Annotated in this window: 33 protein-coding genes and 1 pseudogene; 17 read left to right on the forward strand and 17 right to left on the reverse strand. The window is 55.3% G+C overall.

Annotated elements, in window-relative coordinates; all coding sequences use genetic code 11:
- The first annotated feature begins 1 nt into the window (after position 1).
- Positions 2-124 (forward strand): hypothetical protein, encoded by a 123-nt coding sequence (locus ACR0BU_RS06065; RefSeq protein WP_298935582.1) that lies wholly within the window; start codon positions 2-4, stop codon positions 122-124.
- A 185-nt stretch (positions 125-309) separates the two neighbouring features.
- Here ACR0BU_RS06065 and ACR0BU_RS06070 read toward each other — a convergent pair whose 3' ends face one another.
- Positions 310-948 (reverse strand): MarC family protein, encoded by a 639-nt coding sequence (locus ACR0BU_RS06070; protein ID WP_298935577.1) that lies wholly within the window; start codon positions 946-948, stop codon positions 310-312.
- Positions 949-1006: 58 nt separating this feature from the next.
- Positions 1007-1459, reverse strand: coding sequence for an iron-sulfur cluster assembly scaffold protein (locus ACR0BU_RS06075; protein WP_298935575.1), 453 nt, complete (start codon positions 1457-1459; stop codon positions 1007-1009).
- Positions 1460-1507: 48 nt separating this feature from the next.
- Between ACR0BU_RS06075 and hisI the strand changes: the two genes are divergently transcribed.
- A complete protein-coding gene (gene hisI, locus ACR0BU_RS06080; RefSeq protein WP_480735503.1) occupies positions 1508-1897 on the forward strand; it encodes a phosphoribosyl-AMP cyclohydrolase in 390 nt (129 codons plus the stop codon).
- Between the two features lie 10 nt (positions 1898-1907).
- Here hisI and gluQRS read toward each other — a convergent pair whose 3' ends face one another.
- From gluQRS to ACR0BU_RS06100, 4 genes and pseudogenes are all read right to left on the reverse strand, one after another.
- Positions 1908-2795 carry a tRNA glutamyl-Q(34) synthetase GluQRS gene (gene gluQRS / locus ACR0BU_RS06085; RefSeq protein WP_480735505.1) on the reverse strand — a complete coding sequence of 296 codons (888 nt, stop codon included), beginning with the start codon at positions 2793-2795 and terminating at the stop codon, positions 1908-1910.
- Complete coding sequence (locus ACR0BU_RS06090) at positions 2792-3406, reverse strand: class I SAM-dependent DNA methyltransferase (protein ID WP_300066013.1); 615 nt, start codon at positions 3404-3406, stop codon at positions 2792-2794. Before ACR0BU_RS06090 ends, gluQRS begins: the two co-directional genes overlap by 4 nt.
- A gap of 37 nt (positions 3407-3443) precedes the next feature.
- Positions 3444-4784, reverse strand: coding sequence for a methylenetetrahydrofolate--tRNA-(uracil(54)-C(5))-methyltransferase (FADH(2)-oxidizing) TrmFO (gene trmFO, locus ACR0BU_RS06095; RefSeq protein ID WP_480735507.1), 1341 nt, complete (start codon positions 4782-4784; stop codon positions 3444-3446).
- Positions 4785-5044: 260 nt separating this feature from the next.
- Positions 5045-5839, reverse strand: a pseudogene (locus tag ACR0BU_RS06100) (enoyl-CoA hydratase); the annotation flags it as partial.
- Between the two features lie 49 nt (positions 5840-5888).
- Between ACR0BU_RS06100 and ACR0BU_RS06105 the strand changes: the two are divergent.
- Positions 5889-6332: a PaaI family thioesterase gene (locus ACR0BU_RS06105; protein ID WP_298935747.1), complete on the forward strand. Its 444-nt coding sequence runs from the start codon at positions 5889-5891 to the stop codon at positions 6330-6332.
- A 59-nt stretch (positions 6333-6391) separates the two neighbouring features.
- Here the strand turns inward: ACR0BU_RS06105 and ACR0BU_RS06110 are convergent, their stop codons facing one another.
- Entirely contained in the window at positions 6392-6619 is a 228-nt protein-coding gene (locus tag ACR0BU_RS06110; protein ID WP_298935566.1) for a DUF1127 domain-containing protein, read from the reverse strand.
- 99 nt (positions 6620-6718) lie between these two features.
- Between ACR0BU_RS06110 and ACR0BU_RS06115 the strand changes: the two genes are divergently transcribed.
- A complete protein-coding gene (locus ACR0BU_RS06115; RefSeq protein ID WP_298935564.1) occupies positions 6719-8122 on the forward strand; it encodes an aminotransferase-like domain-containing protein in 1404 nt (467 codons plus the stop codon).
- On the opposite strand, the gene ACR0BU_RS06120 is transcribed toward ACR0BU_RS06115, so the two are convergent.
- Positions 8123-8488 carry a nuclear transport factor 2 family protein gene (locus tag ACR0BU_RS06120; RefSeq protein ID WP_480735508.1) on the reverse strand — a complete coding sequence of 122 codons (366 nt, stop codon included), beginning with the start codon at positions 8486-8488 and terminating at the stop codon, positions 8123-8125.
- A gap of 241 nt (positions 8489-8729) precedes the next feature.
- Between ACR0BU_RS06120 and rplM the strand changes: the two genes are divergently transcribed.
- From rplM to ACR0BU_RS06135, 3 genes are all read left to right on the forward strand, one after another.
- On the forward strand, positions 8730-9188 hold the full coding sequence (rplM, locus tag ACR0BU_RS06125; RefSeq protein WP_058281323.1) for a 50S ribosomal protein L13: 459 nt from the start codon (positions 8730-8732) through the stop codon (positions 9186-9188).
- A 5-nt stretch (positions 9189-9193) separates the two neighbouring features.
- Complete coding sequence (rpsI, locus tag ACR0BU_RS06130; RefSeq protein WP_074736371.1) at positions 9194-9679, forward strand: 30S ribosomal protein S9; 486 nt, start codon at positions 9194-9196, stop codon at positions 9677-9679.
- A gap of 210 nt (positions 9680-9889) precedes the next feature.
- Positions 9890-10606, forward strand: coding sequence for a class I SAM-dependent methyltransferase (locus ACR0BU_RS06135; RefSeq protein WP_480735510.1), 717 nt, complete (start codon positions 9890-9892; stop codon positions 10604-10606).
- Between the two features lie 47 nt (positions 10607-10653).
- Here the strand turns inward: ACR0BU_RS06135 and ACR0BU_RS06140 are convergent, their stop codons facing one another.
- The 8 genes from ACR0BU_RS06140 to ACR0BU_RS06175 all read right to left on the reverse strand — a co-directional run bounded on the left by ACR0BU_RS06140 (position 10654) and on the right by ACR0BU_RS06175 (position 19111).
- Positions 10654-11814: an ABC transporter substrate-binding protein gene (locus tag ACR0BU_RS06140; RefSeq protein WP_480735512.1), complete on the reverse strand. Its 1161-nt coding sequence runs from the start codon at positions 11812-11814 to the stop codon at positions 10654-10656.
- A 24-nt stretch (positions 11815-11838) separates the two neighbouring features.
- Positions 11839-13725, reverse strand: a complete 1887-nt coding sequence (locus ACR0BU_RS06145; RefSeq protein WP_480735513.1) for an AMP-dependent synthetase/ligase — start codon at positions 13723-13725, stop codon at positions 11839-11841.
- Positions 13726-13730: 5 nt separating this feature from the next.
- Positions 13731-14504 (reverse strand): ABC transporter ATP-binding protein, encoded by a 774-nt coding sequence (locus tag ACR0BU_RS06150; protein ID WP_298935548.1) that lies wholly within the window; start codon positions 14502-14504, stop codon positions 13731-13733.
- Positions 14501-15265 (reverse strand): ABC transporter ATP-binding protein, encoded by a 765-nt coding sequence (locus ACR0BU_RS06155; RefSeq protein WP_480735515.1) that lies wholly within the window; start codon positions 15263-15265, stop codon positions 14501-14503. Before ACR0BU_RS06155 ends, ACR0BU_RS06150 begins: the two co-directional genes overlap by 4 nt.
- The gene (locus tag ACR0BU_RS06160) at positions 15262-16359 is read right to left on the reverse strand and encodes a branched-chain amino acid ABC transporter permease (RefSeq protein ID WP_480735517.1); all 1098 of its coding nucleotides are present in this window, start codon (positions 16357-16359) and stop codon (positions 15262-15264) included. The genes ACR0BU_RS06155 and ACR0BU_RS06160 overlap by 4 nt, the downstream gene beginning before the upstream one ends.
- Positions 16360-16363: 4 nt before the next feature.
- Positions 16364-17239, reverse strand: a complete 876-nt coding sequence (locus tag ACR0BU_RS06165; protein ID WP_298935545.1) for a branched-chain amino acid ABC transporter permease — start codon at positions 17237-17239, stop codon at positions 16364-16366.
- A gap of 74 nt (positions 17240-17313) precedes the next feature.
- Positions 17314-18342, reverse strand: coding sequence for an alcohol dehydrogenase catalytic domain-containing protein (locus ACR0BU_RS06170; protein ID WP_480735519.1), 1029 nt, complete (start codon positions 18340-18342; stop codon positions 17314-17316).
- Positions 18343-18553: 211 nt separating this feature from the next.
- Entirely contained in the window at positions 18554-19111 is a 558-nt protein-coding gene (locus tag ACR0BU_RS06175) for a hypothetical protein (protein ID WP_298935543.1), read from the reverse strand.
- A 606-nt stretch (positions 19112-19717) separates the two neighbouring features.
- Between ACR0BU_RS06175 and ACR0BU_RS06180 the strand changes: the two genes are divergently transcribed.
- Positions 19718-20377 (forward strand): L,D-transpeptidase, encoded by a 660-nt coding sequence (locus ACR0BU_RS06180; RefSeq protein WP_480735520.1) that lies wholly within the window; start codon positions 19718-19720, stop codon positions 20375-20377.
- Between the two features lie 10 nt (positions 20378-20387).
- Here ACR0BU_RS06180 and ACR0BU_RS06185 read toward each other — a convergent pair whose 3' ends face one another.
- Positions 20388-20660: a hypothetical protein gene (locus ACR0BU_RS06185; protein WP_299075281.1), complete on the reverse strand. Its 273-nt coding sequence runs from the start codon at positions 20658-20660 to the stop codon at positions 20388-20390.
- A 358-nt stretch (positions 20661-21018) separates the two neighbouring features.
- On the opposite strand from ACR0BU_RS06185, the gene ACR0BU_RS06190 reads away from it, so the two are divergent.
- From ACR0BU_RS06190 to ACR0BU_RS06230, 9 genes are all read left to right on the forward strand, one after another.
- Entirely contained in the window at positions 21019-21600 is a 582-nt protein-coding gene (locus ACR0BU_RS06190) for a L,D-transpeptidase (protein WP_480735521.1), read from the forward strand.
- Positions 21601-21667: 67 nt separating this feature from the next.
- A complete protein-coding gene (locus ACR0BU_RS06195; protein ID WP_298935536.1) occupies positions 21668-22117 on the forward strand; it encodes a c-type cytochrome in 450 nt (149 codons plus the stop codon).
- A gap of 14 nt (positions 22118-22131) precedes the next feature.
- Positions 22132-22458 (forward strand): hypothetical protein, encoded by a 327-nt coding sequence (locus ACR0BU_RS06200; protein WP_480735523.1) that lies wholly within the window; start codon positions 22132-22134, stop codon positions 22456-22458.
- A gap of 55 nt (positions 22459-22513) precedes the next feature.
- The gene (locus ACR0BU_RS06205; RefSeq protein ID WP_480735525.1) at positions 22514-23083 is read left to right on the forward strand and encodes a c-type cytochrome; all 570 of its coding nucleotides are present in this window, start codon (positions 22514-22516) and stop codon (positions 23081-23083) included.
- 9 nt (positions 23084-23092) lie between these two features.
- The gene (locus ACR0BU_RS06210; protein WP_480735527.1) at positions 23093-23992 is read left to right on the forward strand and encodes a c-type cytochrome; all 900 of its coding nucleotides are present in this window, start codon (positions 23093-23095) and stop codon (positions 23990-23992) included.
- A 39-nt stretch (positions 23993-24031) separates the two neighbouring features.
- On the forward strand, positions 24032-24424 hold the full coding sequence (locus ACR0BU_RS06215; protein WP_480735528.1) for a multicopper oxidase domain-containing protein: 393 nt from the start codon (positions 24032-24034) through the stop codon (positions 24422-24424).
- Positions 24424-24897 (forward strand): c-type cytochrome, encoded by a 474-nt coding sequence (locus tag ACR0BU_RS06220; protein WP_480735530.1) that lies wholly within the window; start codon positions 24424-24426, stop codon positions 24895-24897. Before ACR0BU_RS06215 ends, ACR0BU_RS06220 begins: the two co-directional genes overlap by 1 nt.
- 1 nt (position 24898) lies before the next feature.
- Positions 24899-25276 carry a thioredoxin domain-containing protein gene (locus ACR0BU_RS06225; RefSeq protein ID WP_480735531.1) on the forward strand — a complete coding sequence of 126 codons (378 nt, stop codon included), beginning with the start codon at positions 24899-24901 and terminating at the stop codon, positions 25274-25276.
- Between the two features lie 30 nt (positions 25277-25306).
- Complete coding sequence (locus ACR0BU_RS06230; protein WP_480735533.1) at positions 25307-25519, forward strand: thioredoxin domain-containing protein; 213 nt, start codon at positions 25307-25309, stop codon at positions 25517-25519.
- The last annotated feature ends 50 nt before the right edge of the window (positions 25520-25569 follow it).

Here is a 25569-nt window from a genome sequence, read left to right on the forward strand (position 1 = left end):
TATGCTGACCCAGATCAAGAGCGTATTCAGCCGTTCACAATCGACCATTCTCCAGGATGCGGCGGGTGTGATGTCTCTGGTCGTGATTCTGGTTGTTGCACTGCATCTGCCCGTCGGTTTCTAAGCCTTTCTGCCTGCGCTCTCGTGCCGATTGTCTCGCGCGTGTTATCCCCATCTCAGTCAAGGGTGACCTGCCTGTCCCAATTCCCTTGAGGGGCCATGCCTCGGCCCCGCGGAGACCCGGACCCCACACGAGAAACGCATTACCTGCCGCCGCCCTTTCCGCCCGGAAGGAGCGGCGGCTTTTTTTTACAGTTGTCCAGTTTTCATGATTTCCATCAATGCCGATAAAACAGAGTTTACGGCGACCGAGGCCAATATCATGCCCATCACCCGGCTTATGATGGCCGCGCCGGAATGGCCGATCAAACGGATGATCGGTTCAGCCAGCAGCATCAATACAAATGCCACGACCAGCACTGCCAACATGACCAGCGCTGTAATACCCTGATCCACCATGCTATATCGGTGATTGTCAGTCAGAATGACAATCGCAAGCATTGCCCCGGGGGATGCCAAAGACGGCACCGCGAGGGGAAAAATAGCTGGGTTTTGCTTGTGGGTTTTATCTTCCAGGTCTTCTTCGGCCTGGCGTTGTTCTACGTCCTGTTTGCTTTCTCCGAAAATCATCGTCAAAGCGAACAGGAACAGGATGATGCCCCCGGCAACCTGAAAAGAGTTCAGGCCGATATCCAGCGCCTCAATCAGTAGCTGTCCGAATATGAGGAAAAACAACAAAATGCCGGCGCTGATCAACGAGGCAAGCAACGCCATGCGCCGACGGGCGGCAGCTTCGAGCCCTGCGGTTACTGCTATGAAGACGGGTATTGTACCAATCGGATCAATGACGACCCAAAGCGTTACAAAATGCTCAAGCAAGTTATTCAATCCCATCACTCCTCAAATTTTTCCAGAGGTTAGACAGGTTTGTACTAAAACGCCATGTTCAGGCGCAATTTGCCTGTTCGGCTTGTTCCATGGCTTCCGCCGTTGCATCCAACGCCAGAAGGATCGATGCATGACGGTTTTTATAGTCCCGCGCAGGCATCAGCACCTCGAGCCCGTCAAACGGCGCATCGGGGGCAGGGCCATCCTTTTTCAGCATCGCAGTCAGTTGCTCACGCGCAGTTTCAACTTGGGCCCGTGTGGCGCCTATTACGGCATTCCCCACAACGGATGCTGAGGCCTGACCCAAGGCGCATGCTTTGACGTCCTGACCAAACTCGCTGATCCGACCATCGCGCAGCGTCACGTCTACAGTTACGGTCGACCCGCACAAAGGCGCGCGTTTCTTGACCGTTGCATCAGGGGTGTCGAGCCGGTCCAGATGCGGGATTTCCGCCGCAAGCGCCAGAATACGTCCAGAGTAGAGCTTAATAAGGTCGTTCTCGCCGCTCATGGCTTTCCCTCGTAGAGTGTTCCCCATACATAGTGGCCAGCCCTCGGGATGCAAAAGGTTTTTATCATGTCTGACCCAGTCGTCTTTGACCCTTCGACTCTTACATATAATGACGCAGGATTGGTCCCTGCCATTGCGCAGGACGAGGCATCTGGCGAGGTTCTGATGATGGCTTGGATGAATGCCCAGGCGGTCGAGCGCACGTTGCAGACGGGTCGCGTCACCTATTGGTCACGCTCTCGTCAGGCGTTCTGGATCAAGGGCGAAACATCCGGTCACGTGCAGGAACTGGTGGATTTGCGCATCGATTGCGACCGCGATTGCCTGCTTGTGCTGGTGCGCCAGACCGGGGCGGCATGCCACACCAATCGCAGAACCTGTTTCTACACAGCCGTGCGCGATGGTGACGAGGTTGAGCTGATGTCACCGATGGAGTGACCGACACGGGTCAAAGCCCGACCATGGCCCGAATATCCTGGGGCGAGGCGCCTTCGGCGCGATACTTGGCGATTGCACGGGCATCATCGCGCTTTGCAAGCCGTTTTCCAGCGTCGTCTCGGATCAGACGATGATGAAAATACGCAGGTGTTGGAAGGTCTAGCAGGGCTTGCAACAAAACATGGATACGCGCCGCTTCAAACAGATCCTGACCGCGCACAACGTGTGTGATCTTTTGTGCTGCGTCGTCCAGAACCACCGACAGGTGATAGGATGTGCCCATATCACGACGCGACAGGACGAAATCGCCGATGGTGGTCTGCAACTCATCCGGTGTGAAGGCGATATGGCCGCTTTCTTTCATTGGACAAAGACCGAGTTCTTGAAAAGAGCCACCGGGCTTCGCGTCACCAAAGACCAGCTGGGCTGCCTTTGCGATATTCAATCGCAGCGGTTGGTCCTTGGGACGCGCGCGCCGGCTTAGATCGGTCCCTTGCCAGCGAACACGACACGTTCCCGGATAAATGATCCCATCCGGCCCCAGCAGCGGGGCACCTTCTTGAGGAGCACTGGCCGCAGCTGCGATGTCTTTGCGATTGCATGAACACGGATAAAGCAGACCACGGGACCAGAGATCATCAAGGGCCTGATCGTAGATCGACTGTCGTTCAGATTGGCGTATGACAGGTTCAGGCCATGTCAAACCCAGCCATTTGAGATCACTATAGATCTGGTCTTCCCAATGGGCTCGGGATCGGGACTGGTCGATGTCTTCGATCCGCAACAGGAAATCCCCGCCTTCGGAGACGGCCATGTCGTAAGCCAACAAAGCAGAATAGGCATGCCCAAGGTGCAGTGGTCCGGTTGGGGACGGGGCAAAGCGAGTGGTGAAAGTCACGTCTTTTCTAATACATACACGTCAGATTTAAGGTCCATACCCGGCAGGTGCGGACCATGTTCACGAAACAACAACCGAGCGGCCCCCATATCGAGCCAATCATTCAGACGGCAGGTATAAGTATGATCTGCAAGCGTATGATCGTTAAAGGAAAACGCAAGCATTCCACCTTTAGGAAGCGCCTTCATCAGCAGATCCAGTGTTTCAGGCGGCGCGGCACCTGTGCCAATCACTCCGATGGCGGTGATGGCTCTATAAGCATCCTGCTTCAGCGGTTCGGGATCGGTGATCTCAAAACTGGACAGATCACGGTAGACAGCTTTGGCGGCTGCAACTTCAAGCATGTTGGGCGTCGGATCCATACCGTCGACCACATCAAAACCCGCCGCCCGCAGCGCGACGCCTGACAGGCCAGTTCCGCAGCCATAATCCAGAATCGGCGTTTCTGACTGCGGCATCTGAGACCACAGCGCCTCGGCCACGCGACCGGGTGTGGCGTAGCCTTGTGCGGCAACCTCATCCTCGTAGGTTGCGGCCCATTTCTGATAGTGTTCCTGAGTGTCCTCAGGCGTTTCAAGTTCGTAGGTGCTTTGGAAAAACTTGTCGTTCATGCAACCATGCTAGGCCGAGCGAGCATGGCGCGTCCAGTCAGCATTGTGCCAGCCAGCTTGTCCATTCGGCCTTTGCCCGATCTGTGTAGGCCTTGTAGCGGTCCTTGCGGCCCCGGCGTCCACCCTTTAGGCCCTCTACCGGGCGGAACAGGCCGAAATTGACGTTCATGGGTTGGAATGTCTTGGCTTCGGCCCCGCCAGTGATGTGATGGATCAAAGCACCCATGGCGCTGTCTTGCGGTACTTCGGGCAGTGTGCGGCCCAGAATTTCAGATGCGGCCAGCCGGCCTGCCAACAACCCCATCGCGGCACTTTCCACGTAGCCTTCGACACCGGTTATCTGACCGGCAAAACGAATATTAGGTTTGGATTTCAGCCGCATCTGCGCATCCAGCAATGTGGGTGAATTGATGAACGTGTTACGGTGAATACCGCCCAACCGCGCAAAACTGGCGTCCTGCAATCCGGGGATCATGCGAAACACTTCGGTCTGCGCGCCGTATTTCATTTTGGTTTGGAATCCAACAATATTGAACAAAGTGCCCAGGGCATTGTCGCGGCGCAGTTGAACAACCGCATGGGGCTTGACGTCCGGTTGATGAGGGTTGGTCAGGCCAACCGGCTTCATCGGCCCATGACGCAAGGTTTCGCGTCCACGTTCCGACATGACCTCGATCGGCAGGCAGCCATCGAAGTAACCGGCGGTCTCACCTTCGTGAAACTCGGCCTTGTCAGCGGCCAACAGCGCATCAATGAATACCTCGTACTGATCCCGATCCATCGGGCAGTTCAGATAGGCTGTGCGTTCTTCCTCGGTCTCGCCCTTGTCATAGCGCGACTGCATCCAGGCTTTGCTCATATCGATGCTGTCGGCGTATACAATCGGGGCGATTGCATCAAAGAAGGCTAACGCCTCGGCGCCGGTTTCAGTTCTGATTGCTTCTCCCAAAGCCGGAGAGGTCAGAGGACCAGTGGCAAAGATCCATTGACCATCATCCGGCAGAGAGGTGACTTCTTCATCCGTGACGATAATGCGCGGATGCGCGCGCAGCTTGGCGGTCACACCTTCGGCAAAGGGATCACGGTCAACGGCCAGGGCACCACCGGCAGGCAGACGGTATGAGTCAGCGGTAGTCATGATCAATCCGTTCGCGGCGCGCATCTCCCAATGCAGCAGGCCAACAGCGTTCTGCTCATCATCGTCTGAGCGGAAAGAGTTGGAACACACCATTTCGGCGAGATTTCCGGTCTGGTGCGCAAATGTTCCAACGGTCGGACGCATTTCGTGAATAACAACGTCCACGCCCATTTCAGCAGCCTGCCAGGCGGCTTCGGACCCGGCCATGCCGCCGCCCACGATATGCAAAACTTGTGTCATGCGCTGCCACATAGGGCAGAGAACCGACGGACGCAACTCAGGCCCGGGCTTACATTGGCGAATTTATCAGGAGGAGTCTTGGGGTCGCCGCTGCGGGAATGTCAACGCTGGTGAGAGAGACCAGCTCGGAGGGACCTTCCGCCCACGGCGACCCAAAAGTATGTTCAAGGCCTCGGCCTCGACCCAGCATTGCCACAGTGTTGCCCTTTTGAAAAGTGCTAAAATGCGAACAGTCGTAAAAAATGTGCATGACAATTGCGTTATTGGGTCCAATTGGGCGGCCGCTTTTCGATAAACGCAGAAATGCCTTCTTCGGTATCCCGATGCAGCATATTCTGCGCCATTACCTCGCCTGTATAGGCGTAGGCCTGGTCGATCGGCATTTCAAGCTGTTGATAATATGCTTCTTTTCCGATCTTGACGGCGGTTCCTAGCTTGGCCGCAATCTGCTCGGCCAGCGATATCGTCTCATGCTCCAGCAGCATTTCCGGTACCACTCGGTTCACCAGCCCCAGCTCTGCTGCGCGTTCGGCTGAGATGAAATCCCCGGTCGTCAGCATCTCAAACGCTTGTTTTCTAGGAATATTCCGGCTGAGCGCGACCATCGGAGTCGAGCAGAACAGGCCAATATTCACACCATTCACACCAAATCGCGTGCCTTCGGCGGCAACAGCCAGGTCACATGTGGCTACCAATTGGCATCCCGCCGCAGTTGCGATCCCGTGAACCTGGGCAATGACGGGTTGGGGCAGGGACTGGATCGACATCATCATTTTGGCACATCGACCAAAGAGATCCTGAAAATAGGCTTTGCCGCCATCTTCAGAACTACGTCCGGCGGTCATTTGTTTCAGGTCATGGCCAGCGCAAAACGCCTTACCCGATCCCGACAATGTGACCGCGCGGATAGAACCGTCTTCGCGCAGCGCATCAAACTCGGCCTGCAAAGCCGCCAGCATCTCGTCGCTCAGGGCATTCAGCCGGTCAGGGGCATTCAACTTCAGCTGTGCAACCGCGCCTGTGTCGTTACGTTCCAGAATTGCCATCTTGCCCTCCTGCTGGCTATCGGGCCAACTCTAGGACGGTAACTGAATGAGGGGAAGCATGGCGTTAGCGATGAACAGAGGCGAACTGTCACAGTATCTGACAGAGGTTTTTCCGCAGATACACAAAGACTTTGTCGTCGAAGAGTTGACCGAAGAGACCATCACCATGCGACTGGTGGTCGATGATCGCCATCTACGCCCCGGCGGTACGGTATCCGGACCTTCGATGTTCGGACTGGCCGATGTGTGTGTCTATGCCATGGTGCTTGCACGGAAAGGCCGTCAATCTTTGGCCGTCACTACGAACAGTTCGCTGGATTTTCTGCGCAAACCAGAAGGCGATGCGGACATGATCGCCAAATGCAGGTTGCTGAAGCTGGGTCGCACTTTGGCGGTTGGGGACGTGCTGATGTACTCGGACGGGTCAGATCATCCGGTTGCACGGGCCAGTATGACATATTCATTGCCGCCGGCAGGGTCAGCCGCCGCCAATTTCGGATAAAAAAGGGCCGGGGACTTGCCCCGGCCTAGGAAGAGGTCCCTGAATGGGACTGGGGATCGTTAGTTAATCCAGAAATAGCGTTTCACTTCTCGGTTGGCCTGATGCCGGGTCAAACCGACATCTTCGAGCAGCCTGTCATCCAGATAACCTAGATTAATTCGGCTGCGCCGACGGCGTTCCCATTGAGTGACCGCCGCCGCAAACCGCACGGCCAGCGCGGCGATCAACGGCAGTCGGGGACTGTCATTCAGCAGCAAGAGGGCGGGGTTGTGCATTGTGCGTGTCATCTCAGTATTCCTTCCAAATTGTATTGACACAAATGATAGATGTTCGGTACATGTGCTTGATACATTCGAAATTGTGTCGAAATCAAAGGAAGAATTGTAATGGATACAATTTGGCCGGACTCGCTGCCGAAATCCAAAGGACCAAAGTACACTGTGGTTGCCGACACAATAAGGAAATCCATTGAAAACAAAACGTTGTCCGTAGGCGTAAAACTGCCTCCGGTGCGGGAACTTGCCTATAGGTTACAAATTACGCCAGGTACTGTTGCGCGGGCTTATACCATCCTAACGGATGAGGGCTTGCTGCAAGCAGAGGTCGGACGTGGTACATTTGTTGCCCCGCCGAAATCCCCAATTCTGGATGATGTCTGGTCCAGGCAGCTGCACTTGCGCGACGACAAGTACGAGGCAAATGTCAGCCTGTTCAGTCCGCGTTTACCAGATGTTGGGCAGGTGGCCCTGATCCGCGCGTGCCTGGCAAAGATCGCCCAAGGCGACCCAAGGATGTTCATGAACTATCCAACACGCGACGCTTATCAGTCGGTGCGGCAGGTGGTGGTCGACTGGTTGTCGGATTTACCGCTGGGTGTGCTGACAGCCGACGACATCGTTTTGACCCATGGTGGGCAAAGCGGTTTGTGTGTTGTGTTTCAAACCATTTTGAGCGGCCCAAAGCCCGTCGTTTTGGTCGAGGACCTGTCTTATGCCGGGTTTCGCCGTGCAGGCGAATTGATGCGTGCTGATGTCATCGGTGTAAAAATGGACAAATGGGGGATCAGCCCCGAAGCGCTTGACCATGTTCTACGGCACACCCATGCCCAGGCGATTTGCGTTTCACCCGAGGTCCAGAACCCAACGGGGGGACATTCACCCCTGGAGCGGCGCAAAGAAGTCGTCGAGATTGCCAGAAAATACGACCTTCAGATCATCGAAGACGATTGCTATCGCATGGGTGAGGCCCGCGCACCCAGCTATCGCGCGCTTGCGCCTGAACGGGGATGGCATGTGTCATCCATCTCAAAAACGTTGACACCAGCGCTGCGCGTCGGGTTTGCGATCGCACCAAAGGAACGCAGTGGCGATTTGCGACGGTCTGCTGAATACGGTTATTTCGGACTGGCACAGCCATTGGCCGAATTGACTCGCTTGCTGCTCGGGGACCCAAGTGCACGGCAGTTGGCCGCGGACGTCCGATCCAAAATGGGCGAATATGTTCGCGTGGCCGTGAATGCCTTAGGCGGGTTTGATTTGAACTGGGATTCCGATATTCCGTTTGTCTGGTTGAATCTGCCATCTGGCTGGCGGTCTGCCGCATTCAGCCGCGCGGCTGAGAGAGAGGGCATACAGCTACGGTCAGCGGATGAGTTTGCCCTGCGGGACGGGCGGGCGCCGAACGCCGTGCGCATTGCAGTGAACGGGCATATCTCACTGCGCCAGTTTGAAGACGCGATGCTGCGATTGCGTGCTTTGCTGGACAATCCGCCTGAACAAATCAGTGTCTGATCAGGTCAGGGGATCAGGATCACCGAAAAAGCCCGACAGGTATGAGATTTTTCCATCCGTGTCCAAACGGACAAAGTCATGACCTTCGACCATTTTTGACCCATCATCAGCAACCATATGCCAGGTAAAGTGAACCACATCGTGATGTGAGTTTGGGGCGCTGGTGATTTCAACTCGCCCTCCTGCGCTTTGCAGCACTTCGCCAATATGAACGCTCAGGTTATGTCGCCCACTGACGGCAGCCGTTGGGTCGGTGTATTGCCCGGTATCTGCGAAGCAGCGCGTCAGCAATTCCAACCGTCTATCCGCATCCGTTTCCCGCCAGGCAGCGCCATAATCAGAAACAACTTGGTTCAGATCGGACATTGGATTCTCCTTCACTATCGTGGCAAGCATATACAGAGATGATAGCAGGCCGTTTGCCAGGGCGCGAATACGTCTGAGAATTTGGGGTATTTTAATACCTATTTTACAACGCATTGTTTTTGAAGGGTTAAAACAGCTTTCCGTGTATTGACGTGCTCCACAGCTAGGTCTACACCCCATCCATCGAATTCGGGCCGCTCCGTAAGGGGCGGTCTTTCACATCAAACAGGACTATCCTGCCATGAAAACCTTTTCTGCAACACCTGCAGACATCGACAAGAAATGGATCCTGATCGACGCAGAAGGCGTTGTTCTGGGCCGTCTTGCCTCGATCGTCGCCATGCGCCTGCGTGGCAAGCACAAAGCGTCGTTCACCCCTAACATGGACATGGGCGACAATGTCATCGTGATCAACGCTGACAAAATCCAGATGACCGGCAAGAAGCGCGAAGAAAACTTCTACTGGCACACCGGCCACCCGGGCGGCATCAAGTCGCGCACCAAGCAGCAGATCCTTGAGGGTGCACACCCCGAGCGCGTTGTGACCCAGGCGGTCAAGCGCATGCTGCCGGGCAACCGCCTGTCGCGTCAGGTTATGACCAATCTGCGCGTCTATGCCGGTGCCGAGCATCCCCACGAGGCGCAAGCGCCCGAAGTTCTGGATGTTGCATCCATGAACAAGAAAAACACCCGGAGCTAATGACCATGGCTGATCAGATCAATACTCTCGAAGAGCTGAGCGCCGTTGCAGGCGTCGAAGCTGTGGCTGAAGAAGTCATCGTTCGCGAACCCGTACGTGACGAACTGGGCCGCTCCTACGCCACCGGCAAGCGTAAAGACGCTGTTGCCCGCGTTTGGATCAAGCCGGGCTCCGGCAAGGTCACCGTGAACGGCAAAGACCAGGACGTGTATTTTGCACGCCCCGTTCTGCAGCTGATCCTGCGCCAGCCGTTCCAGATTGCTGGTGTCGAAGGTGAGTTCGACGTTGTTGCAACCGTCAAAGGCGGTGGCCTGACAGGTCAGGCCGGTGCGGTCAAGCATGGCATTTCCAAAGCGCTGCAGCTGTACGATCCGTCCCTGCGTGGCGCGCTGAAAGCTGCTGGCTTCCTAACTCGCGACAGCCGTGTTGTGGAACGTAAGAAATACGGTAAGCGCAAAGCGCGTCGTTCGTTCCAGTTCTCGAAGCGTTAACTCCAGATCGCTTTACGAGCCTAGATTTCGGGGCGTCCGCGTGCATGCGGGCGCCCTTTTGCTTACGGACTAAGCAGCATCATGCCGCTTTGGATGAAGCCGTTAGATAATCAGCCAAGAATTTGTAAACCTGTTTCGCGAAGGCGGGCCATTACTGCGAAGAGCGTAAGGTCTTTTCCGGCAGGGCGCCGCGATTGAGGACGAAACACCATGGTTGAAACATCAGTCGATGACATCGTTGAACGCGCCATCGCGTCCAGCGAGAACCGGCATCAATTATGGGTCAGGCTGGTCTCTGATCTGAAATGCGTATCTTTATGTGAGGTTGGCGTCTGGAAAGGGCAGTTTGCTGAGATTCTGCTTGGGCAAATTCCGACAATCGAAGCCTACAAGCTGATCGATCCCTGGCGGAACTTGCCAGATTGGAACAAGCCCGCCAACAGATCAAATGTCGAGTTTGAAGAAATCCGGGAGGAGGCATTAAACCGCGTGCGCCCGCATATGGACAAGGTCATCGAAATCCGGGACACGACCAAAAACGCGCAATTGCAAATTCCAGACGGCTCGCTTGATTTTGCATATATAGACGGGGATCATACCTTGCGCGGGATCACCATGGACCTGTTCTCGATGCTTCCGAAAATTCGAAAAAACGGCTTTATCGGCGGTGACGATTTCACCAAAACGATCTGGCAGCATAGCAAGGAATTCAGCCCCAGTGAGGTTTTTCCGTACGCGATCTACTTTTGCGAGGCACAGGGCTTGCCGATTTACACGCTGCCATTCAACCAGTTCCTGATCGTCAATGACCCAAGCGGTTTTCGAGTCATCGATCACGGCGGGTATGCGGATCTGACACCAGCGCAGATTTACACCCGGCCCAAATTGCAATCTCTTCGGAAGACGCTGAAGAAAATACTGAAATGAAGTACCGAAAGGGACGACAGCCCCTTTCGGTTGATAGTCAGGTTTGGTTACTCTTCGTAAACCAATTTCCAGGCGCCATTTTCTACGACGTTCACAAACACCGTATCAGCCCCCTGATGGTCATCAGGCCCATACGAAATATGGTTTCCAACCAGCTCATCCTGATAGTTGAGGGATTCCATTGCGGCGATAAAGCTCTCATGGGTCAAGTCAGGGCCCGCCGCATCCAGCGCTTTGACCATCATCTCGGCCGCTGAATAACCCAGCATCGCAAACCCGACCGGATCTTCGCCGGTCGCGGCTTTGTACTCTTCGATAAACGCGGCTGGAACGGGTTCGTCGGCGCGCGCCCAGAGATCTTGCCAGGACGCGGCGGCATAGAACCCGTCGGTCACACCACCGGGCACCTGAGCCACAACGGTCAGGAAACTGGCAGAGGTGCCGAGGAACTTCATATCCGCAAGACCCATCTTTTTGGCAGTACCGACGACAGTGATCGCCTGACGCACACCAAGGGCCATTGTGACGATGCCACACCCTTCTTCCTTGAGCTTGCTGAGCGAGCCAACAAAATCAGTTTCATCCGGTTTATGCGTGGTCTCTGCCGCAAAAGAGATGCCAGCCTCTTCCGCACCTGCTTTGCTGCCCTCCAGGATTTCCTCACCAAAATCGGTGGGCAGGTACATGGTGCACACCGCCTGTGATCCGAACTGATCGGCCAGGTATTTCACGCCGATACGGCTTTGATCAAAATAGGTCGAGAACGACGTGAACTTGTTGTCCATCGGCTCTTGCAGCATCTGCCTGGCCGCTGTCAGTGGGGCGACATTCGGGATGCCTTTGGGGTCAAGCAGTTTGAACCCCGCAACGTTCATCGGCGTGCCTAGCGATTGCAACATGGCAAACACCTTGTCGCGGTTCAGAAGCTTGTTATAGCCCTGCATCGCACGCGGCATCTGATAGCCGTTATCCTCGACCACAAAGCGGATGGTGCGGCCATGCACGCCACCTTCGGCGTTCACCCGATCAAAGACCACATTGGCGCCTTTGGTCGCCGGGACACCAACGGCGGCAAAAATCCCGCTCAAATCATTGACTGAGCCAATGACGATTTCATCGTCGGATACGCCTTGTGTGTCTGCCCAGGCCAGCGTCGCTGACGCCGTCAAAGCGGTGGCCGCGGCCAGCCGTTTGATTATGCTATTCATCTTTTCCTCCCGTTAACGTTTTTTCTAATTGTACATGTCTTCAATGAGATGTGCGTGTTTCTTTTCCACCAACCCGCGTTTCAGTTTCATTGTCGCGGTCAGTTCATCGTCCTCGGCGGTCAATAAAACGTCGATCAAACGGAAATCCTTGATCTGTTCAACGCGCGCAAATTCCTTGTTCACGGCAGCCACTTCGGCGCCTATCAGTTCTTTCACTGCGGGTGCCGCGCAGAGAGAAGCGAAGTTCGAAAACGGAATTTTTCTGTCCTGTGCAAATTTTTCAACGTTTTCCTGATCTATCATGATGAGCGCGGACAAAAATTTCCGCTGATCTCCGACGATGACCGCGTCCGAGACATAAAGGCTGAACTTCAATCGGCTTTCGATTTCAGCCGGGGTGATATTCTTGCCGCCGGCTGTGATGATGATGTCTTTCAACCGACCCGTGATGGTGATGTAGCCGTCATCATCGATATGTCCCAAGTCGCCCGTGCGCAGCCAGCCGTCCGAAGTAAAGGTTTCCGCCGTTTTGGCGTTGTTGCGCCAATACCCCTGAAAGACATTCATGCCCTTCAGTTGGATTTCGCCCTGATCCGAAATGCGGATGTCATTGCCTGCAACAGCCCGGCCAATTGTGCCGATCCTGTTTTCTTCTGTCGTGTTGAGTGACGCGAGGCCTGCCGTCTCGGTCATCCCGAACCCTTCAACCAGAGGAACGCCAATGGCCCAATACCATTTCAGCAACTCGGTCGAAATCGGAGCTGCACCGGATCCACCACGACGCAGCCTATCCATGCCCAGCATCCGCCGTACGTTTTTAAGGACCAAATGATCCCAAACCCAATATCGCGCAGCAACACCCGCTGGGACTGGCTTGCCGGATGTCAGATACTCAGCACGTGCCAGTCCTGCTTTTAAGGCCATGCCAAACGCAAGGCGCCCCAAGGGTGTTGCATCTTGGGTCAGGATTTGGACCTGAGAATAGATCTTCTCCCACACACGCGGGACGGCTGTGAATGTACTTGGCGACACCTCTTGCAGGTTGGCAAACACCGTCTCGGGGCTTTCGGCGAAATTCACCGTGCATCTGCCCGCCAACGGGTAAAAGACCGACACATCGCGTTCCAGGATGTGGCACAGCGGTAGAAAACACAGCTGTTCGTCACTTGCCAACGTGGGCAGGGCGCGGGCACCGGATTCGATGGCGGCGAGTATGTTTTCATGGCTCAGCATCGCGCCTTTGGGCTGACCGGTTGTTCCAGACGTATAGACCAGCAACGCTGTATCCTGCGGTTTTGCCAGCGCTACCTCCGCTTCAAACAATCCGGGGTTTTCTGCCTCGGCTTGTTTGCCAATGTCGTAAAGGTCTCCAATCATCATGCAGCGCGGATGATCTAGTTCGTGCAGCCCTTCGTCTTCCAGGATGATGACTTTGAGCAGATCGGGAACCTCGTCTTCGATCTCCAGAAATTTGTCCAGCTGTTCTTCGTCCTCGACGATCAGGAATCGACTGCCGCTGTCATTGATCAGGTATTGCAACTGGTTGGCGGCATCGGTGGTATAGACGCCAGAGGCGATCCCGCCGATCCCTTGGATGCCCATGTCGAACCAGGCCCATTCCTTGCGATCCTCGGACAGGACGGAAACCACGTCACCGCGCTCCAGTCCCAGTTGGCGTAAGGCCAGTCCGATCCATTTGGCATGCTGCCAGTAATCGGCCCAGGAATAGGATTTCCAGACACCGAGGTCTTTTTCACGATGTGCTGTGCGATCACCCAACTCGGCGCAGCGGCTTTGGAACAACTGGCAAATCGTGACGCATCCATCCACACGCAGCGGGCGCTGTCCCGGGGTTGCATTAAACTGAACGCCGTTGATCGTGATCTGCGCGGGCAGGGGGCTGTTCTCCATCCGGGTCACCTCCACGTCTTTTTACGCTTCCAGCGGCGATTTTCGCGCGCGCCGTCTTGCTGAGCGCCAAGGTAGAAATCCTGAATGTCTTCGGATTCTAGCAAAACATCTGCCGCGCCATCCATGACAATGCGGCCAACCTCCATGACATATCCATGATCGGCCAGTTCTAAAGCTGCGTGGGCGTTTTGTTCAACCAGCATCATTGTCATGTCCTGTTCATCATTCAGGCGTTTGAGGATGCCGAAGATCTCTTGTACCAGCAACGGGGACAGGCCGAGCGAGGGTTCATCCAACAGCATGATCTTGGGATTGGCCATCAGCCCACGTCCGATTGCCAGCATCTGTTGCTGACCGCCTGACAGGGTTCCGGCCTCTTGCCCGCGACGGTCTTTCAGAACCGGAAAATAGCTAAAAACCAAGTCCCGGTCGCGTTCGATCTGCGCTTTGTCTGTCAGCGTATAAGCCCCAAGGCTCAGGTTTTCATCCACTGTGAGCAGGGGGAAGACTTCGCGCCCTTCGGGGACATGTACGATACCTTTCTGCACGACCTTGTGCGGTTCAGACCCTTGGATGTCCTGCCCATCAAAGGTGATCTTGCCCTTTTCAGGATCCATGACACCGGACACGGTCTTCATCAGCGTTGTCTTGCCCGCGCCGTTGGCCCCAAGAATAGAAACGATCTGACCTGGGTGAACATCCAGCGAGACACCACGGATGGCCATGATCGGGCCATAGAAACTCTCGATATTGCGGATCTTCAGGATTGGCTCACTCATGAAGCTTTCCCCAGATACGCCTCGACCACGGCGGGGTGCGACTGTACCTCGGCTGGGGTGCCAAGGGCCAGTTTTGCCCCGTCGGCCATGGCCAAAACCCGGTCAGACACGCCGGATACCAACCCCATGTCATGTTCGACCATCAACACCGTGATCCCCATCTGCCGCCGGATGTCATCGATCCACCAGCGCATGTCCGTAGTCTCTTCGACAGACAGGCCCGAGGCCGGTTCATCCAGCAGCAGCAATTTTGGGTCGGTGGCCAGCGCGCGGGCGACCTCGACCACTTTGCGCACACCATAGGGCAGGCCTGAAATCATCTTGTCACGGAAGGCTTGAAGATCGAGAAAATCGATGATTTCTTCAACTTTTTCGCGGTTCTCCAACTCTTGGCGCTGCGCCGAGGGGGTGAACAGAATCTCTGAGATCAGATTGGTTTTGCGATGTCGATGCCGCCCGACCAGCAGGTTCTGCAGGACAGTCGCGTGCTCGAAAAGCTCGATATTCTGAAACGTGCGCGCGACCCCATATTCAGCAACGCCCGAGGGTTTCACCTGTAGCAGATCATGCCCGTCAAACTGGATTGAGCCTGCGTAGGGATCGTAAAAGCGCGAGATCAGGTTGAATACAGTGGATTTACCGGCACCGTTGGGTCCGACGATGGCAAACACCTCGCCTTCTTGAATCTCGAACGACAGATCATTCACAGCGGTCAGGCCACCGAACTTTAGCGTGACGTTTTCAAACTCCAGCATACTCATCTCAGACGCTCCGTCTTGAGATAGGATTTCTGACGTTTGAACATGTCTTTGCGGTAAAACGGGAAAAGCTCGAACCAAGTGCGGATTTTCAGCCAGCGGCCATACATGCCCATGGGTTCGAACAGGATAAAGCAAATCAGGATCACGCCGAAGATGCCAAATTCCAGCCCCGGGATGGCGACCGTGTTACCACCAAACGCCGCCGCAACGTATTCCTTCGAGATCGACAAGAACTGCGGCAGAAAGCCAATGACGATAGCCCCAAGAAAGGCGCCGTGGATTGAGCCCAAGCCGCCGATGACGATCATCATCAGCAGCTGGATTGAGATTATGACACTGAACGTTTCGTTGTTGAACGCGCCGGCATAAAGCCCCATCAGCGCGCCGGCCCATCCGGTCACCGCACAAGACAGCGCAAACGAGAGCGTTTTGGTTTTGGCAACGTCCACACCCATCGCCTGCGCCGAGACCTCGGAATCGCGCACGGCAATGAAGCTGCGCCCCAACGGTGCGCGCAGCAGATTGATATACCCAAGGGTTACAAAAATAGCGACGATCAGGACCAGCCAGAAGAACTGATCTGGTGTCGCCCAACGGTCGACCAGATGGCCGAAGATTTCTACGCCACCCAGATACTTACCCGCGACACCGCCGGTGATCGGTTCGGTCAATACGATGACGTCGTCCATCAGGATGGACAGGGCCATGGTGAAAATCGCAAGGTATATGCCATGCAGGCGCAGGGCAGGGATAGCGACCGTTACGCCGGCAATCCCGGTCAGGATACCCGCCAGAGGGAAGGCGATCAGGAAGGGAACTCCAGCTTCAATCAGGATGACATTGGCATAACAGCCAAAGGCAAGAAACGCTGCGTGGCCCAGGCTAACCTGACCCGTGTGCCCCGTTAGGATCATCAGGCCGAGACCAGCGATGGCCCAGATCAGCACGTTGGTCAGCTCGCCGAGATAAAAGTCATCCAGAAGCCAAGGTGCTGCGGCGACAATTACCAGCAGGATCAAGTACATGGTCAGTTGAAAACTGTCTTTCCACGGCCTGATATCCTGCATGTAATCCGTTTTGAAAACAATCCGCATGCGTTTAGACCTTCTTGACCCGAACCTGACTGAACAGCCCGTTGGGCCTGAATATGAGGACCGCCAGAAGCAAGGCGTATGGCGCGATCTGACTATAACCCGCCGCTATGTAACGGCTGGCAAAGGGTTCTATCACACCAACAATCAATCCTCCGGCCAAGGCACCGGGAAGGCTGCCGAACCCACCTATCACGGCAGCTGCAAAAGCCTTTATTCCCAACAGGCCGGTGGTTGGATCAACAGACCCTTTGGCGGCAAAAAGAATGCCAGCGATTCCGGCCACCACTCCGGCTAAAGCCCAGATAATCCCCTGAACACGTTTGACAGGGATACCCATGTAATAGGCAGCCAGCTGGTTCTGGGACGCGCCCTGCATCGCCAGCCCCAATCTTGTTTTGCTGAAAAAGACGTAAAGGCCCCAGGTCAGCAGGATCGTGACGACAATGACAGCCACGTCCTCCATCCCCAGAACCAGCCCGCCAAACCGGACTTCTTTGCCGGCCAACGGGTTTTGCAGCGTCTGCGGTTCGTGTCCCCAGATCAGACCAGCGACAAACCGGATCACAAAACCCAATGCGATGGTGAGGATGACAACCGCGGTCTGGCTTTCCCCAAACAAGCGGCGGATGATCAGGCGATCCAGAAGGTAGCCCAAAGCCCCCATGATCCCCAGTGAGATCGGCAGAGCCAGCCAAAAGGGCAGGCCCATATATTCAGTATTTGTCAGGCCAATGGTGACGAAGGCGCCCAGCATCATGAAATCGCCTTGCGCAAAATTCACAGCCTCGGTCGCTTTGTAAATCAGAACAAAGCCAAGCGCGATCAGGCCGTAGACACAGCCATTCGCCAGCCCGCTGATCAGCAGCTGCGCGTTATCCAAACTCTCCTCCCCATGTCGGTGGCCCGACGTTTGAACAGCCCGCAGGTTTGCTTAGATGCGCGGGTCTTGCTCTACTATGGCGTGATAATCACCTTTCCGTCACTCTTTTTCAGCGCATCGGCGAGATTTGGGATCAGATTCTTCAACGTAAGCCGTTCCGACACATCAGTTTTCCACCGACCATCGGCAAAACGCGCCTGAACCTCGGCCACCACACGCATCTGATCGGCGGGGGGCGTGGACATCATCCATTGGGTCAGCCAGAACCCTTCGATCCGCTTGCCCATGAATATCAACTGCCCGGTCTGTGTAAGCGTAGGCGAGTCGCTGCCCAGCTTGCCATAGCAAACCCAACGCGCCTGATTGGGCATGGCGCAGAACAGCTGTTCAGAAAGCTGGTCCATCACCGCATCCAGGAACACGCGCGGTTTTAGCGTCGCGCTCAGGTCCGAGAATTTCTGCACCACGTCTGGGTCTGTAGTGACCAAAACTTCGGATGCGCCCAGGTTTTTCAGCGACTCGACCGTCTCTTCACGGCGGACCAAAGCGATCGGTTTCAACCCGAGATCCCGGCCCAGGCTGCACATCAGTTTGCCCAACTGGCTGGTTGCAGCAGAAACGACAAACGCCTCGCCCGCCTCTTTTGCCATATCGACCATCGCCATCGCGGTTAGCGGGTTCACAATCTGCGCCGCTCCGTCGTCGTCCGAGATATCGGGGCGCAGTGGGATGCACATCTGCATCTGAGTCACAACGTACTCAGCCCATGCTCCGGAACCTGCCGCAACAAAGGCAACGCGCTGGTCTTGCAGAGCCTCAGCGCCTTTGCCTATAGCGACGACATCCCCGCATCCTTCAAAACCAGCAGCCGCACCTTTAACGCGTGGCTGCCCATATTCACCCTTGATGAAATGCATGTCAGAAGGGTTGACGGATGCGGTCCGCAAACGGATCAGAACCTGCCCCGGACCCGGTTCGGGAACTGGCAGCTCCGCCTCAGCCAGCCAATCCGCGGCATCGTCGATCACAGGCCCGGTCATTGCGCCAGAATATCCGTCATGTTTCAGAATTGTAGCGAACATCGAGGAGGGAAGAGCAGACATGTTTTTCATCCTTAAAAGCGCATGTATAGCACGCGACCGGGTCGCCGATAACCAGGGTTCAGGCGGGGAAGCTCTGGCTGCGATACAGGCTGGAGTTTGACGCAACCCAAACAAAAGCGGTGCGCCGGGTCAACCAAACCGGGATCTTACGTCGCGGCAGCTCATCAGATGCGCGGCAAAGGGCCGACCCGTCGGATCGGCCCTTTGGTTTTTATTGTTGGGTCAGCAGGTTGCGCAAATCCTGCATTTTTTCGACAACCAATTCCGGCGAGGCCTTGATGTCATCAAGGATTCGGATTGCGCCAGTCTTAACTTCCTCGGTCAAAGTACTGTTCTCAACTGATGCGACCATCGTTTCATAATCGAAATTCTGTATCGTCAACATGCCCCCTTGAATCCAGGAGTTGAACAGGTCCTGACCTTGGCCTGCCACTGCAGCAACCTGATCGCCGGCCTGTTCAGCAACCGACGACGCTGCTTCGTTGGCTTGTTCAGTCAGTGAAGATGCTGCATCGCCAACTTGCTCAGCCGCTGAGTCCACCGCATCTGCGGCTTGATCCGTCAGGGAAGTGGCTGCATCCGTGGCCGTATCTGCCGCATCCGTCGCGGTGTCCTGAGCAGCGGAAACGGTTTCGTCCACAGCATCGTTCACATCCTGCTCGGCTGCCTGAAGCTGCTCGGCCGGTGTCGGCTCGGGTTGGTTGAGGTAAAGGTATCCGCCAGCGCCAATTGCGGCGATGACGACTGCAACAATAAGAGTACGCGACATGTGTGTCTCCTTTGGAAAATGTGTCGCCGGGATGGGTCAACGCTAGCGAGTCGCAAAGGGGAATTCCCGAGAAATGTCAGCAGAATACGGGCATGAGCCATGCTACGCTGATCTGGCAGGTAGGGCGTGGCGATAACACGCCAACACGCATGTGCCCGGTCATTTTCTTGCGCTGAGCGCCTTGCAAACGCCACGAACCGACCAACAAGCAGCGATGCTATCGATTTGTGCTGTCAGAAGGGTTTTGCGACTCTGAATGAGTGGCGGAGAGACAGGGATTCGAACCCTGGGTAGGCTTGCACCCACAACGGTTTTCGATATCAAGTCAAAAGAGCTCACACCAATAAAACAAGGGCGAAAATATGCAAGTCGGCATGGTAAGCGGGTAGGGGTGTCATAGAAGAGCGTCGTAGAGCTGAGACTGGAGATTACTAACTTCGACGCACCTCTCTATGATAAAATCTAAGCACAGTTGGCAAAAAGCATCACGTTGCCAGCAAGATTGCTCTGGCCCCATGAATGAATAGACACATCGCTCAATACTTGAGATGTTACGAACCGATTTGCCTTTTCTGGGGCTTCAAAAAACTGGGAGCGGTGGGAACTATGCTTAACAGGAGGCACTTTGTTGCATCTTCATTAGCGATGCTTTCTCAGCCGTTGTTTTCGACACGCACTACAGCATCTACTTCTTCCCAATGGGCGGCATGGGACGCCAGGGTAACACCGCCCAATTTTGATCCCGCGAAATCTAATCCTTGGGGGCTACACCCGCGTTTCCTGCCTCAGCGCGTGCAAACCAACCGAGCACTTGTTCCGGGTGACATCCATGTCGATGCTGTCGCACGCTATCTGTATTTCATCGAAGACGGTGGCATGGCAATGCGTTACGGCGTAGCCATTGCGCGGGGTAATCTTTACGAACCCGGAGTCTACACAATCAAGCGAAAGGCCAAATGGCCGCGTTGGACTCCCACTGCTGAAATGATTGAGCGCGACCCTGAGGAATATACTCAATTTGCGGATGGTGTGCCCGGTGGGCCGACAAACCCATTGGGATCAAGGGCGTTGTATTTATACGAAGGTAGTCGCGATACATACTTGCGAATTCACGGAACACCTTACCCAAGATCCATCGGAGGTCGCGCAAGTTCCGGCTGCGTAAGGATGGCTATGCCGCATATCATCGGGCTTTATGATCGCGTCAGGGCAGGGTCTAAGGCGCATCTCTACCCTCCCGAGCGGCTTCTGACCGCCACCAGCTAACAGGTGCTTGTCAGGCGCGCGTACAGATCGGGCGCCCGTCAATAGTCCTGAGTGGCAGGAAGGTTGTTTCGACCGGCCCAACGTAGCGATACCAATAGCACCCATCCTCTGGCATGATTTTAACAGCGGTCAGGTCCTGCCCAGGGGCTGCGATCTCGGCGACGGCGTCCGGAACTCGCGAAAGCGTTCCGGGCTCGCTATCTGCAGATAGCGATGTTGTTTCGGTACAGGCGCTGATGAACAAAAGTACGGCCAGTGCTTGCAAAGCTTTCTTGGAGGACATGACGCGTAGCCCACTATGATTGTCAGTTGTAGTAACTGTTACCCTCGCACCGGCGGGAGATCACTTCAATTCACCAAGAACTAAGCGATTGTTAGCGTTGCTTTTTTGTGCTCGGCCAATTCAAAATAGCCAAGTTTGGTTTGAAGCGGCCTGAGGACACGTCCAAGAAAACTGTTTTTCCACAACGGCTTGATGATTTGAGTGCGCCTCTGGGGATTAAATCCCTACCCAGCCGTTGTGACCTGCCAAATGACATATCGCTTATGCAAAGCTTTTGCATGTTGACCTTCCAGCGCAGGAACCGGGCATACGAGTAAATTGAGTCGAGTAACAACAATAATCGTTTTGGACGGCAGGCATGAAGCAGAGCAAAAATAGACACGGCATTTCACGCCGCCGGGTGATTGCCGGATTTGCTGCGACGACACTTATTCCCACACCGGCCGTTTGGGCTCAATCCGGATCAACTGCCGGTACGCATCGCAATGTATCGTCGTTTCGCGTAGCGCAATGCCAGGACCATTTTAAGACCCTCAAAAACGGCGCTATCCTCTCAGACACGCAGTCTAAAGTGCTGCAATATTGGTCCGAGGATCAAAGCGTCTATCGTCTGTACCCAAGCAGCGTCCCACTCACGGAAGACCTCACGCGGCTTGGGTACACGACGATCATAAGAAAGGTCGAAGGGCCGTCGTGGCGACCGACACCGGCTATGAAAGAGCGCAATCCAGCGTGGCCTGATTATGTAGGGCCCGGTCCGGAGAACCCGCTCGGCACGCATGCACTTTACCTGAGCTGGCAGTACTATCGAATTCATGGCACCAACGATACGCGAAAAATCGGCCGGAAATCTTCGAACGGCTGTATCGGTCTTTACAATGAGCAGATCGCTGAACTGTTTGAACTCGCCACCATTGGTACGCAGGTAAAACTGATTTGACCTTGGTCAGTTAGTCTTTCGGACGCCTGCTAATACAGAACAACTGAAAATCATGTGAAACACTGAGATGGATAAGCTTACACTCTTGATAGCCGGGGTAGCGATCGCAGGTGCTGCTGCAATCGTCTACAACCTTAACCAGCAACCAACAGGTCACTCGATGACGCCACCCGATACGTCAGCACTGGAGCAAGGAGACCCAATCGAAAACGTCAATCTGCCGGACCAGCTAAGCGAATTTGCGGCCGTCGGCAAAGTGGCATTCGACGTCAAATGTTCGACGTGCCATGGCGCGAATGCAACAGGTCTGGAAGGCCTTGCACCACCTTTGGTGCATAAAATCTATGAACCAAGCCACCATTCGGACGAGTCATTTTATGTGGCAGTCCAGAATGGAGTTCGGGCACACCATTGGAAGTTCGGCAATATGCCGCCGGTCGATGGCTTGACCCGTGCGGATGTGAAAGGCATCGTGGCGTATATCAGAGAGCTGCAGCAGGAAAACGGGATTTTCTGAAGGTGACGAGCCGAATGGGCAGTGCAATTCGTTACATCATCCTGTCAGTGGTGCTGGCCATTGGTGGGATGCTTGTGATGGCCGATGCTGCTCATGCGCATGGCAGTGGGTCACAGCATGTGACTGACCAAACGGACTCTGCGGACGTTGAGCATGTCAAGCAGGGTCATCCCGGACATTGTCATGGCGGAACGATTTGCAACGCTGTTGGTCTATTTTCGATGGGTCCAATACCGTCTGGCCCCCAAGATACTGAACAAAGATACTCGATCCCTCGAGCCCAATACCGGGTTCTCGGTATCGCGGCGTTTGACCCACCACCGCCGCGTGTCCTGATCTGACCAGTCGAATTGCGCTCAACATGGGCGCGTCGAAGCAGACGACAAGGACAAAACAATGAACATTCTAAAAATGACTACAGGCGTTGCCCTGGTTTCTCTGTTCGCAGCCGCAGCCCTGGCGCATGGTGGCGCAACCGGCATCGTAAAAGAACGCATGGATGGTATGTCCGCGATGAAGGACAGCATGAAGATCCTTACGCCGATGATGCAGGGGAAAACGCCCTACAATGCGCAAATGGTACGAAGCGAGGCCAAGAAAATCGGGCGTCACGCTGGCGAGAGTATGACAAAGCTGTTTCCAGAGGGATCTGATGGCAAACCCTCGGAGGCCAAATCGGAGATCTGGCAGGATTGGGGCTCCTTTGCAGATTTGGCCAGCCAGTTGGAAACCTACTCTGAAGGCCTCGTGCTTGCGGCGGACAACGGGTTGATGATGTCCGGATCGGGGCAAGGTTCGGGCATGATGGCCGGCGCATCCATGATGGGTGGCGGTTCTATGATGGGTGCCGGAATGATGGGCGACAGTCCAAACCAGGCACAACTTTCTGAAATGCCGGCAGATGGTGTGTTCATGATGCTGAGCCAGACATGCTCGGCGTGTCACACGCAATTTCGGTCGGAATAGGAATGCGTCATGAGACCGGTATTCCGATTGGGCCTTGCTGCCGCCGTAACGGCATCAGCGGGACTTGTTGCCGTGATGGCTTGGCCAATTGGCCAGCCCTTACAAGCTCTCGACATTCAGGGTGACGTTAACCGTGGTGCTTATCTGGCAAGGGCAAGTGGCTGTATCGCTTGCCACACAGATTTTGCCAAAAGGGGGGCGCCCTTGGCTGGTGGGGTGGAGTTGGATACACCATTTGGCACGCTCTATTCACCGAATCTAACTACTGATCCCGATCACGGGATCGGTGATTGGACCATCGAGGAGTTCGCCCGCGCCGTACGTCAGGGTGTGTCGCCCGATGGACAACCCTATTACCCGGCCTTTCCTTATCCGTTCTATGCCAACTTCACAGATCAGGATATCGCCGATCTCTGGGCCGCCTGGCAAACGGTTGCACCGGTAGCGGAACCGTCAAAAGAGCAGGAAATGGCGTTCCCCTTCAATCAGAGATGGGGCCTGAAGCTGTGGCGCGCGGCTTTTCTGGAACCACCCCGCACTGATCCCGTGCCGGGCAATGACGAAGTGTGGAACCGGGGCCGGCTACTGGTCGAAGGTGCCACGCATTGTGCGGCCTGCCACACCGGGAGGAACCTGGCTGGCGCAAGAAATTCGGACACCGAACACTTCAAGGGAAGCGACTCTCTGCCGGGCGGTGACAAAGCGCCGGCCATCGATTTTGAGACCCTGCAAAAGCGTGGGTGGACTGTAGATGATCTGGCCTACGCGCTGCGCACCGGTGTCATGCCGGATGGCGATGTCTTCGGTGGTGCCATGGGGGAGGTCGTGAACTACGGCACCAGTTTTCTGACAGACGATGACCGGAAGGCGATGGCAACCTATCTGCTGGATGTGCACGACGGGGGATAATCCAGTGAGAGATCAAGTATTCTTTGGAAGGAAGTCTTCATGAAGCTCAATCGCAGGCAATTCGTTGCAGGCACGTCTGCACTGCTCGCGGTGCCGGCTATCGGGAGGGCGGCCACCGCCCCCCGAATAATCGAGGCGCGTTCAGGATTGGCACGTGTTGCCCCCGACAGCTATCCTGAAACCGAGATATGGGGATATGATGGCGGTGTTCCGGGCCCCGAAATTCGTGCCCGGCAGGGCGAAACGGTTCGCCGGACGCTCCTGAATTCACTGCCTCAGCCTACGGCAATCCATTGGCACGGAATACTGGTTGACCGAATGGAAACGCGGGAGATTGCGTTCGTTGCGGATAACCCGGGGGACTGGCTGTTTCATTGCCACATGCTGTCGCATCAGGCCGGTGGTATGAAGACCTGGCTGAGCGTGGTGTGATGAACAAGAGCGCGGCGAAATGGGTGTCACTGGCTGCTGTGGTGATCATTGTCGCGGTCGCTGGCTGGGGCCTGAGTGGGCGTGCACAGAACAGTGCATCGGCGGATTCGGCACGTGGTGCAGTTTTGTACGCCGAAAACTGCGCGTCATGCCACGGGGCAGCTTTGGAGGGTCAGCCGGATTGGCAAACACCCAGTGCAGATGGCGTACTACTGGCACCCCCGCATGACCGAACAGGGCACACTTGGCATCACAGCGACAAGCTGTTGTTCGATTATACAAAGCTTGGCGGGGACCAAACACTAAAACAGATGGGGGTCACTGACGTCAAAAGCGGTATGCCAGGTTTCGAGGATACTCTGTCGGATCAGGAAATCTGGGACATCCTCGCCTTCATCAAGAAGAGTTGGCCGGATCGGGAACGCAAGCTGCAAGAGCAGCGCACCGAGGCAGAACAAACGGAAGGAAACTGATGTGAAACGAATACTTGCAGGCTTAATCGCCATCGCCATGTCGATTGGCGTTCCTACGGCTCGCGCCGACGAGCTGTCTGAAGCCGATGTAAAACGACTGGCTCTCGAAGCCATTTTGGAAAACCCTGAGATCATCATGCAGGCGATTCAATTGCTTCAACAGCGCGAGGATCGGGCAAAAGCAGAAGCAATTGGAAGTGTCTTGGAAAATCAGCGTGAATTGCTGGAACAAGATCCGAATGCGCCTGTCATCGGAAACCCGGAAGGCGATGTAACCGTGGTCGAGCTTTTTGACTATAACTGCCCGTATTGCAAACGCGCGGCCCCGGTCGTGAAAAATGCAATCGCAGGCGATTCCGATGCCCGAGTTGTTTATTGAGAATGGCGCATACTCGGAGAAGGTTCCGACTTGGCGGCAGGCACCGCGCTTGTCTCACGAAACCAGGGAAAATACGAAGAATTTCATTGGGCGCTTATGGCTCTGAACGGTTGCGCCACTGAGGCCACTGTTATGAAAGTTGTTCGGGAACTTGGCCTGGACGAGGATCAATTGCACGCAGATATGGAGGCGCCGGAAGTCGACGCAAAGTTATTGGGAAAGAAAGTTAGCATCAACACTTGACCTTCCACTTGCTGGAACCCTTATGTTGCCCATCAGCATAATACTTGTGG

Source organism: Ruegeria sp. CK2, from assembly GCF_056536585.1.

Coding starts and splice junctions, on each gene's coding strand:
- ACR0BU_RS06105 (WP_298935747.1), top strand. CDS start 5,889: ATGGCGTTAGCGATGAACAGAGGCGAACTGTCACAGTATCTGACAGAG.
- ACR0BU_RS06175 (WP_298935543.1), bottom strand. CDS start 19,111: ATGTCGCGTACTCTTATTGTTGCAGTCGTCATCGCCGCAATTGGCGCT.
- rpsI (WP_074736371.1), top strand. CDS start 9,194: ATGGCTGATCAGATCAATACTCTCGAAGAGCTGAGCGCCGTTGCAGGC.
- ACR0BU_RS06110 (WP_298935566.1), bottom strand. CDS start 6,619: ATGACACGCACAATGCACAACCCCGCCCTCTTGCTGCTGAATGACAGT.
- trmFO (WP_480735507.1), bottom strand. CDS start 4,784: ATGACACAAGTTTTGCATATCGTGGGCGGCGGCATGGCCGGGTCCGAA.
- hisI (WP_480735503.1), top strand. CDS start 1,508: ATGCAAAAGGTTTTTATCATGTCTGACCCAGTCGTCTTTGACCCTTCG.
- ACR0BU_RS06205 (WP_480735525.1), top strand. CDS start 22,514: ATGAACATTCTAAAAATGACTACAGGCGTTGCCCTGGTTTCTCTGTTC.
- ACR0BU_RS06200 (WP_480735523.1), top strand. CDS start 22,132: ATGGGCAGTGCAATTCGTTACATCATCCTGTCAGTGGTGCTGGCCATT.
- ACR0BU_RS06215 (WP_480735528.1), top strand. CDS start 24,032: ATGAAGCTCAATCGCAGGCAATTCGTTGCAGGCACGTCTGCACTGCTC.
- ACR0BU_RS06090 (WP_300066013.1), bottom strand. CDS start 3,406: ATGAACGACAAGTTTTTCCAAAGCACCTACGAACTTGAAACGCCTGAG.
- ACR0BU_RS06115 (WP_298935564.1), top strand. CDS start 6,719: ATGGATACAATTTGGCCGGACTCGCTGCCGAAATCCAAAGGACCAAAG.
- ACR0BU_RS06150 (WP_298935548.1), bottom strand. CDS start 14,504: ATGAGTGAGCCAATCCTGAAGATCCGCAATATCGAGAGTTTCTATGGC.
- ACR0BU_RS06120 (WP_480735508.1), bottom strand. CDS start 8,488: ATGTCCGATCTGAACCAAGTTGTTTCTGATTATGGCGCTGCCTGGCGG.
- ACR0BU_RS06135 (WP_480735510.1), top strand. CDS start 9,890: ATGGTTGAAACATCAGTCGATGACATCGTTGAACGCGCCATCGCGTCC.
- ACR0BU_RS06145 (WP_480735513.1), bottom strand. CDS start 13,725: ATGGAGAACAGCCCCCTGCCCGCGCAGATCACGATCAACGGCGTTCAG.
- ACR0BU_RS06195 (WP_298935536.1), top strand. CDS start 21,668: ATGGATAAGCTTACACTCTTGATAGCCGGGGTAGCGATCGCAGGTGCT.
- ACR0BU_RS06160 (WP_480735517.1), bottom strand. CDS start 16,359: ATGCGGATTGTTTTCAAAACGGATTACATGCAGGATATCAGGCCGTGG.
- ACR0BU_RS06185 (WP_299075281.1), bottom strand. CDS start 20,660: ATGTCCTCCAAGAAAGCTTTGCAAGCACTGGCCGTACTTTTGTTCATC.
- ACR0BU_RS06065 (WP_298935582.1), top strand. CDS start 2: ATGCTGACCCAGATCAAGAGCGTATTCAGCCGTTCACAATCGACCATT.
- ACR0BU_RS06075 (WP_298935575.1), bottom strand. CDS start 1,459: ATGAGCGGCGAGAACGACCTTATTAAGCTCTACTCTGGACGTATTCTG.
- ACR0BU_RS06180 (WP_480735520.1), top strand. CDS start 19,718: ATGCTTAACAGGAGGCACTTTGTTGCATCTTCATTAGCGATGCTTTCT.
- ACR0BU_RS06190 (WP_480735521.1), top strand. CDS start 21,019: ATGAAGCAGAGCAAAAATAGACACGGCATTTCACGCCGCCGGGTGATT.
- ACR0BU_RS06220 (WP_480735530.1), top strand. CDS start 24,424: ATGAACAAGAGCGCGGCGAAATGGGTGTCACTGGCTGCTGTGGTGATC.
- rplM (WP_058281323.1), top strand. CDS start 8,730: ATGAAAACCTTTTCTGCAACACCTGCAGACATCGACAAGAAATGGATC.
- ACR0BU_RS06170 (WP_480735519.1), bottom strand. CDS start 18,342: ATGTCTGCTCTTCCCTCCTCGATGTTCGCTACAATTCTGAAACATGAC.
- ACR0BU_RS06155 (WP_480735515.1), bottom strand. CDS start 15,265: ATGAGTATGCTGGAGTTTGAAAACGTCACGCTAAAGTTCGGTGGCCTG.
- ACR0BU_RS06210 (WP_480735527.1), top strand. CDS start 23,093: ATGAGACCGGTATTCCGATTGGGCCTTGCTGCCGCCGTAACGGCATCA.
- ACR0BU_RS06140 (WP_480735512.1), bottom strand. CDS start 11,814: ATGAATAGCATAATCAAACGGCTGGCCGCGGCCACCGCTTTGACGGCG.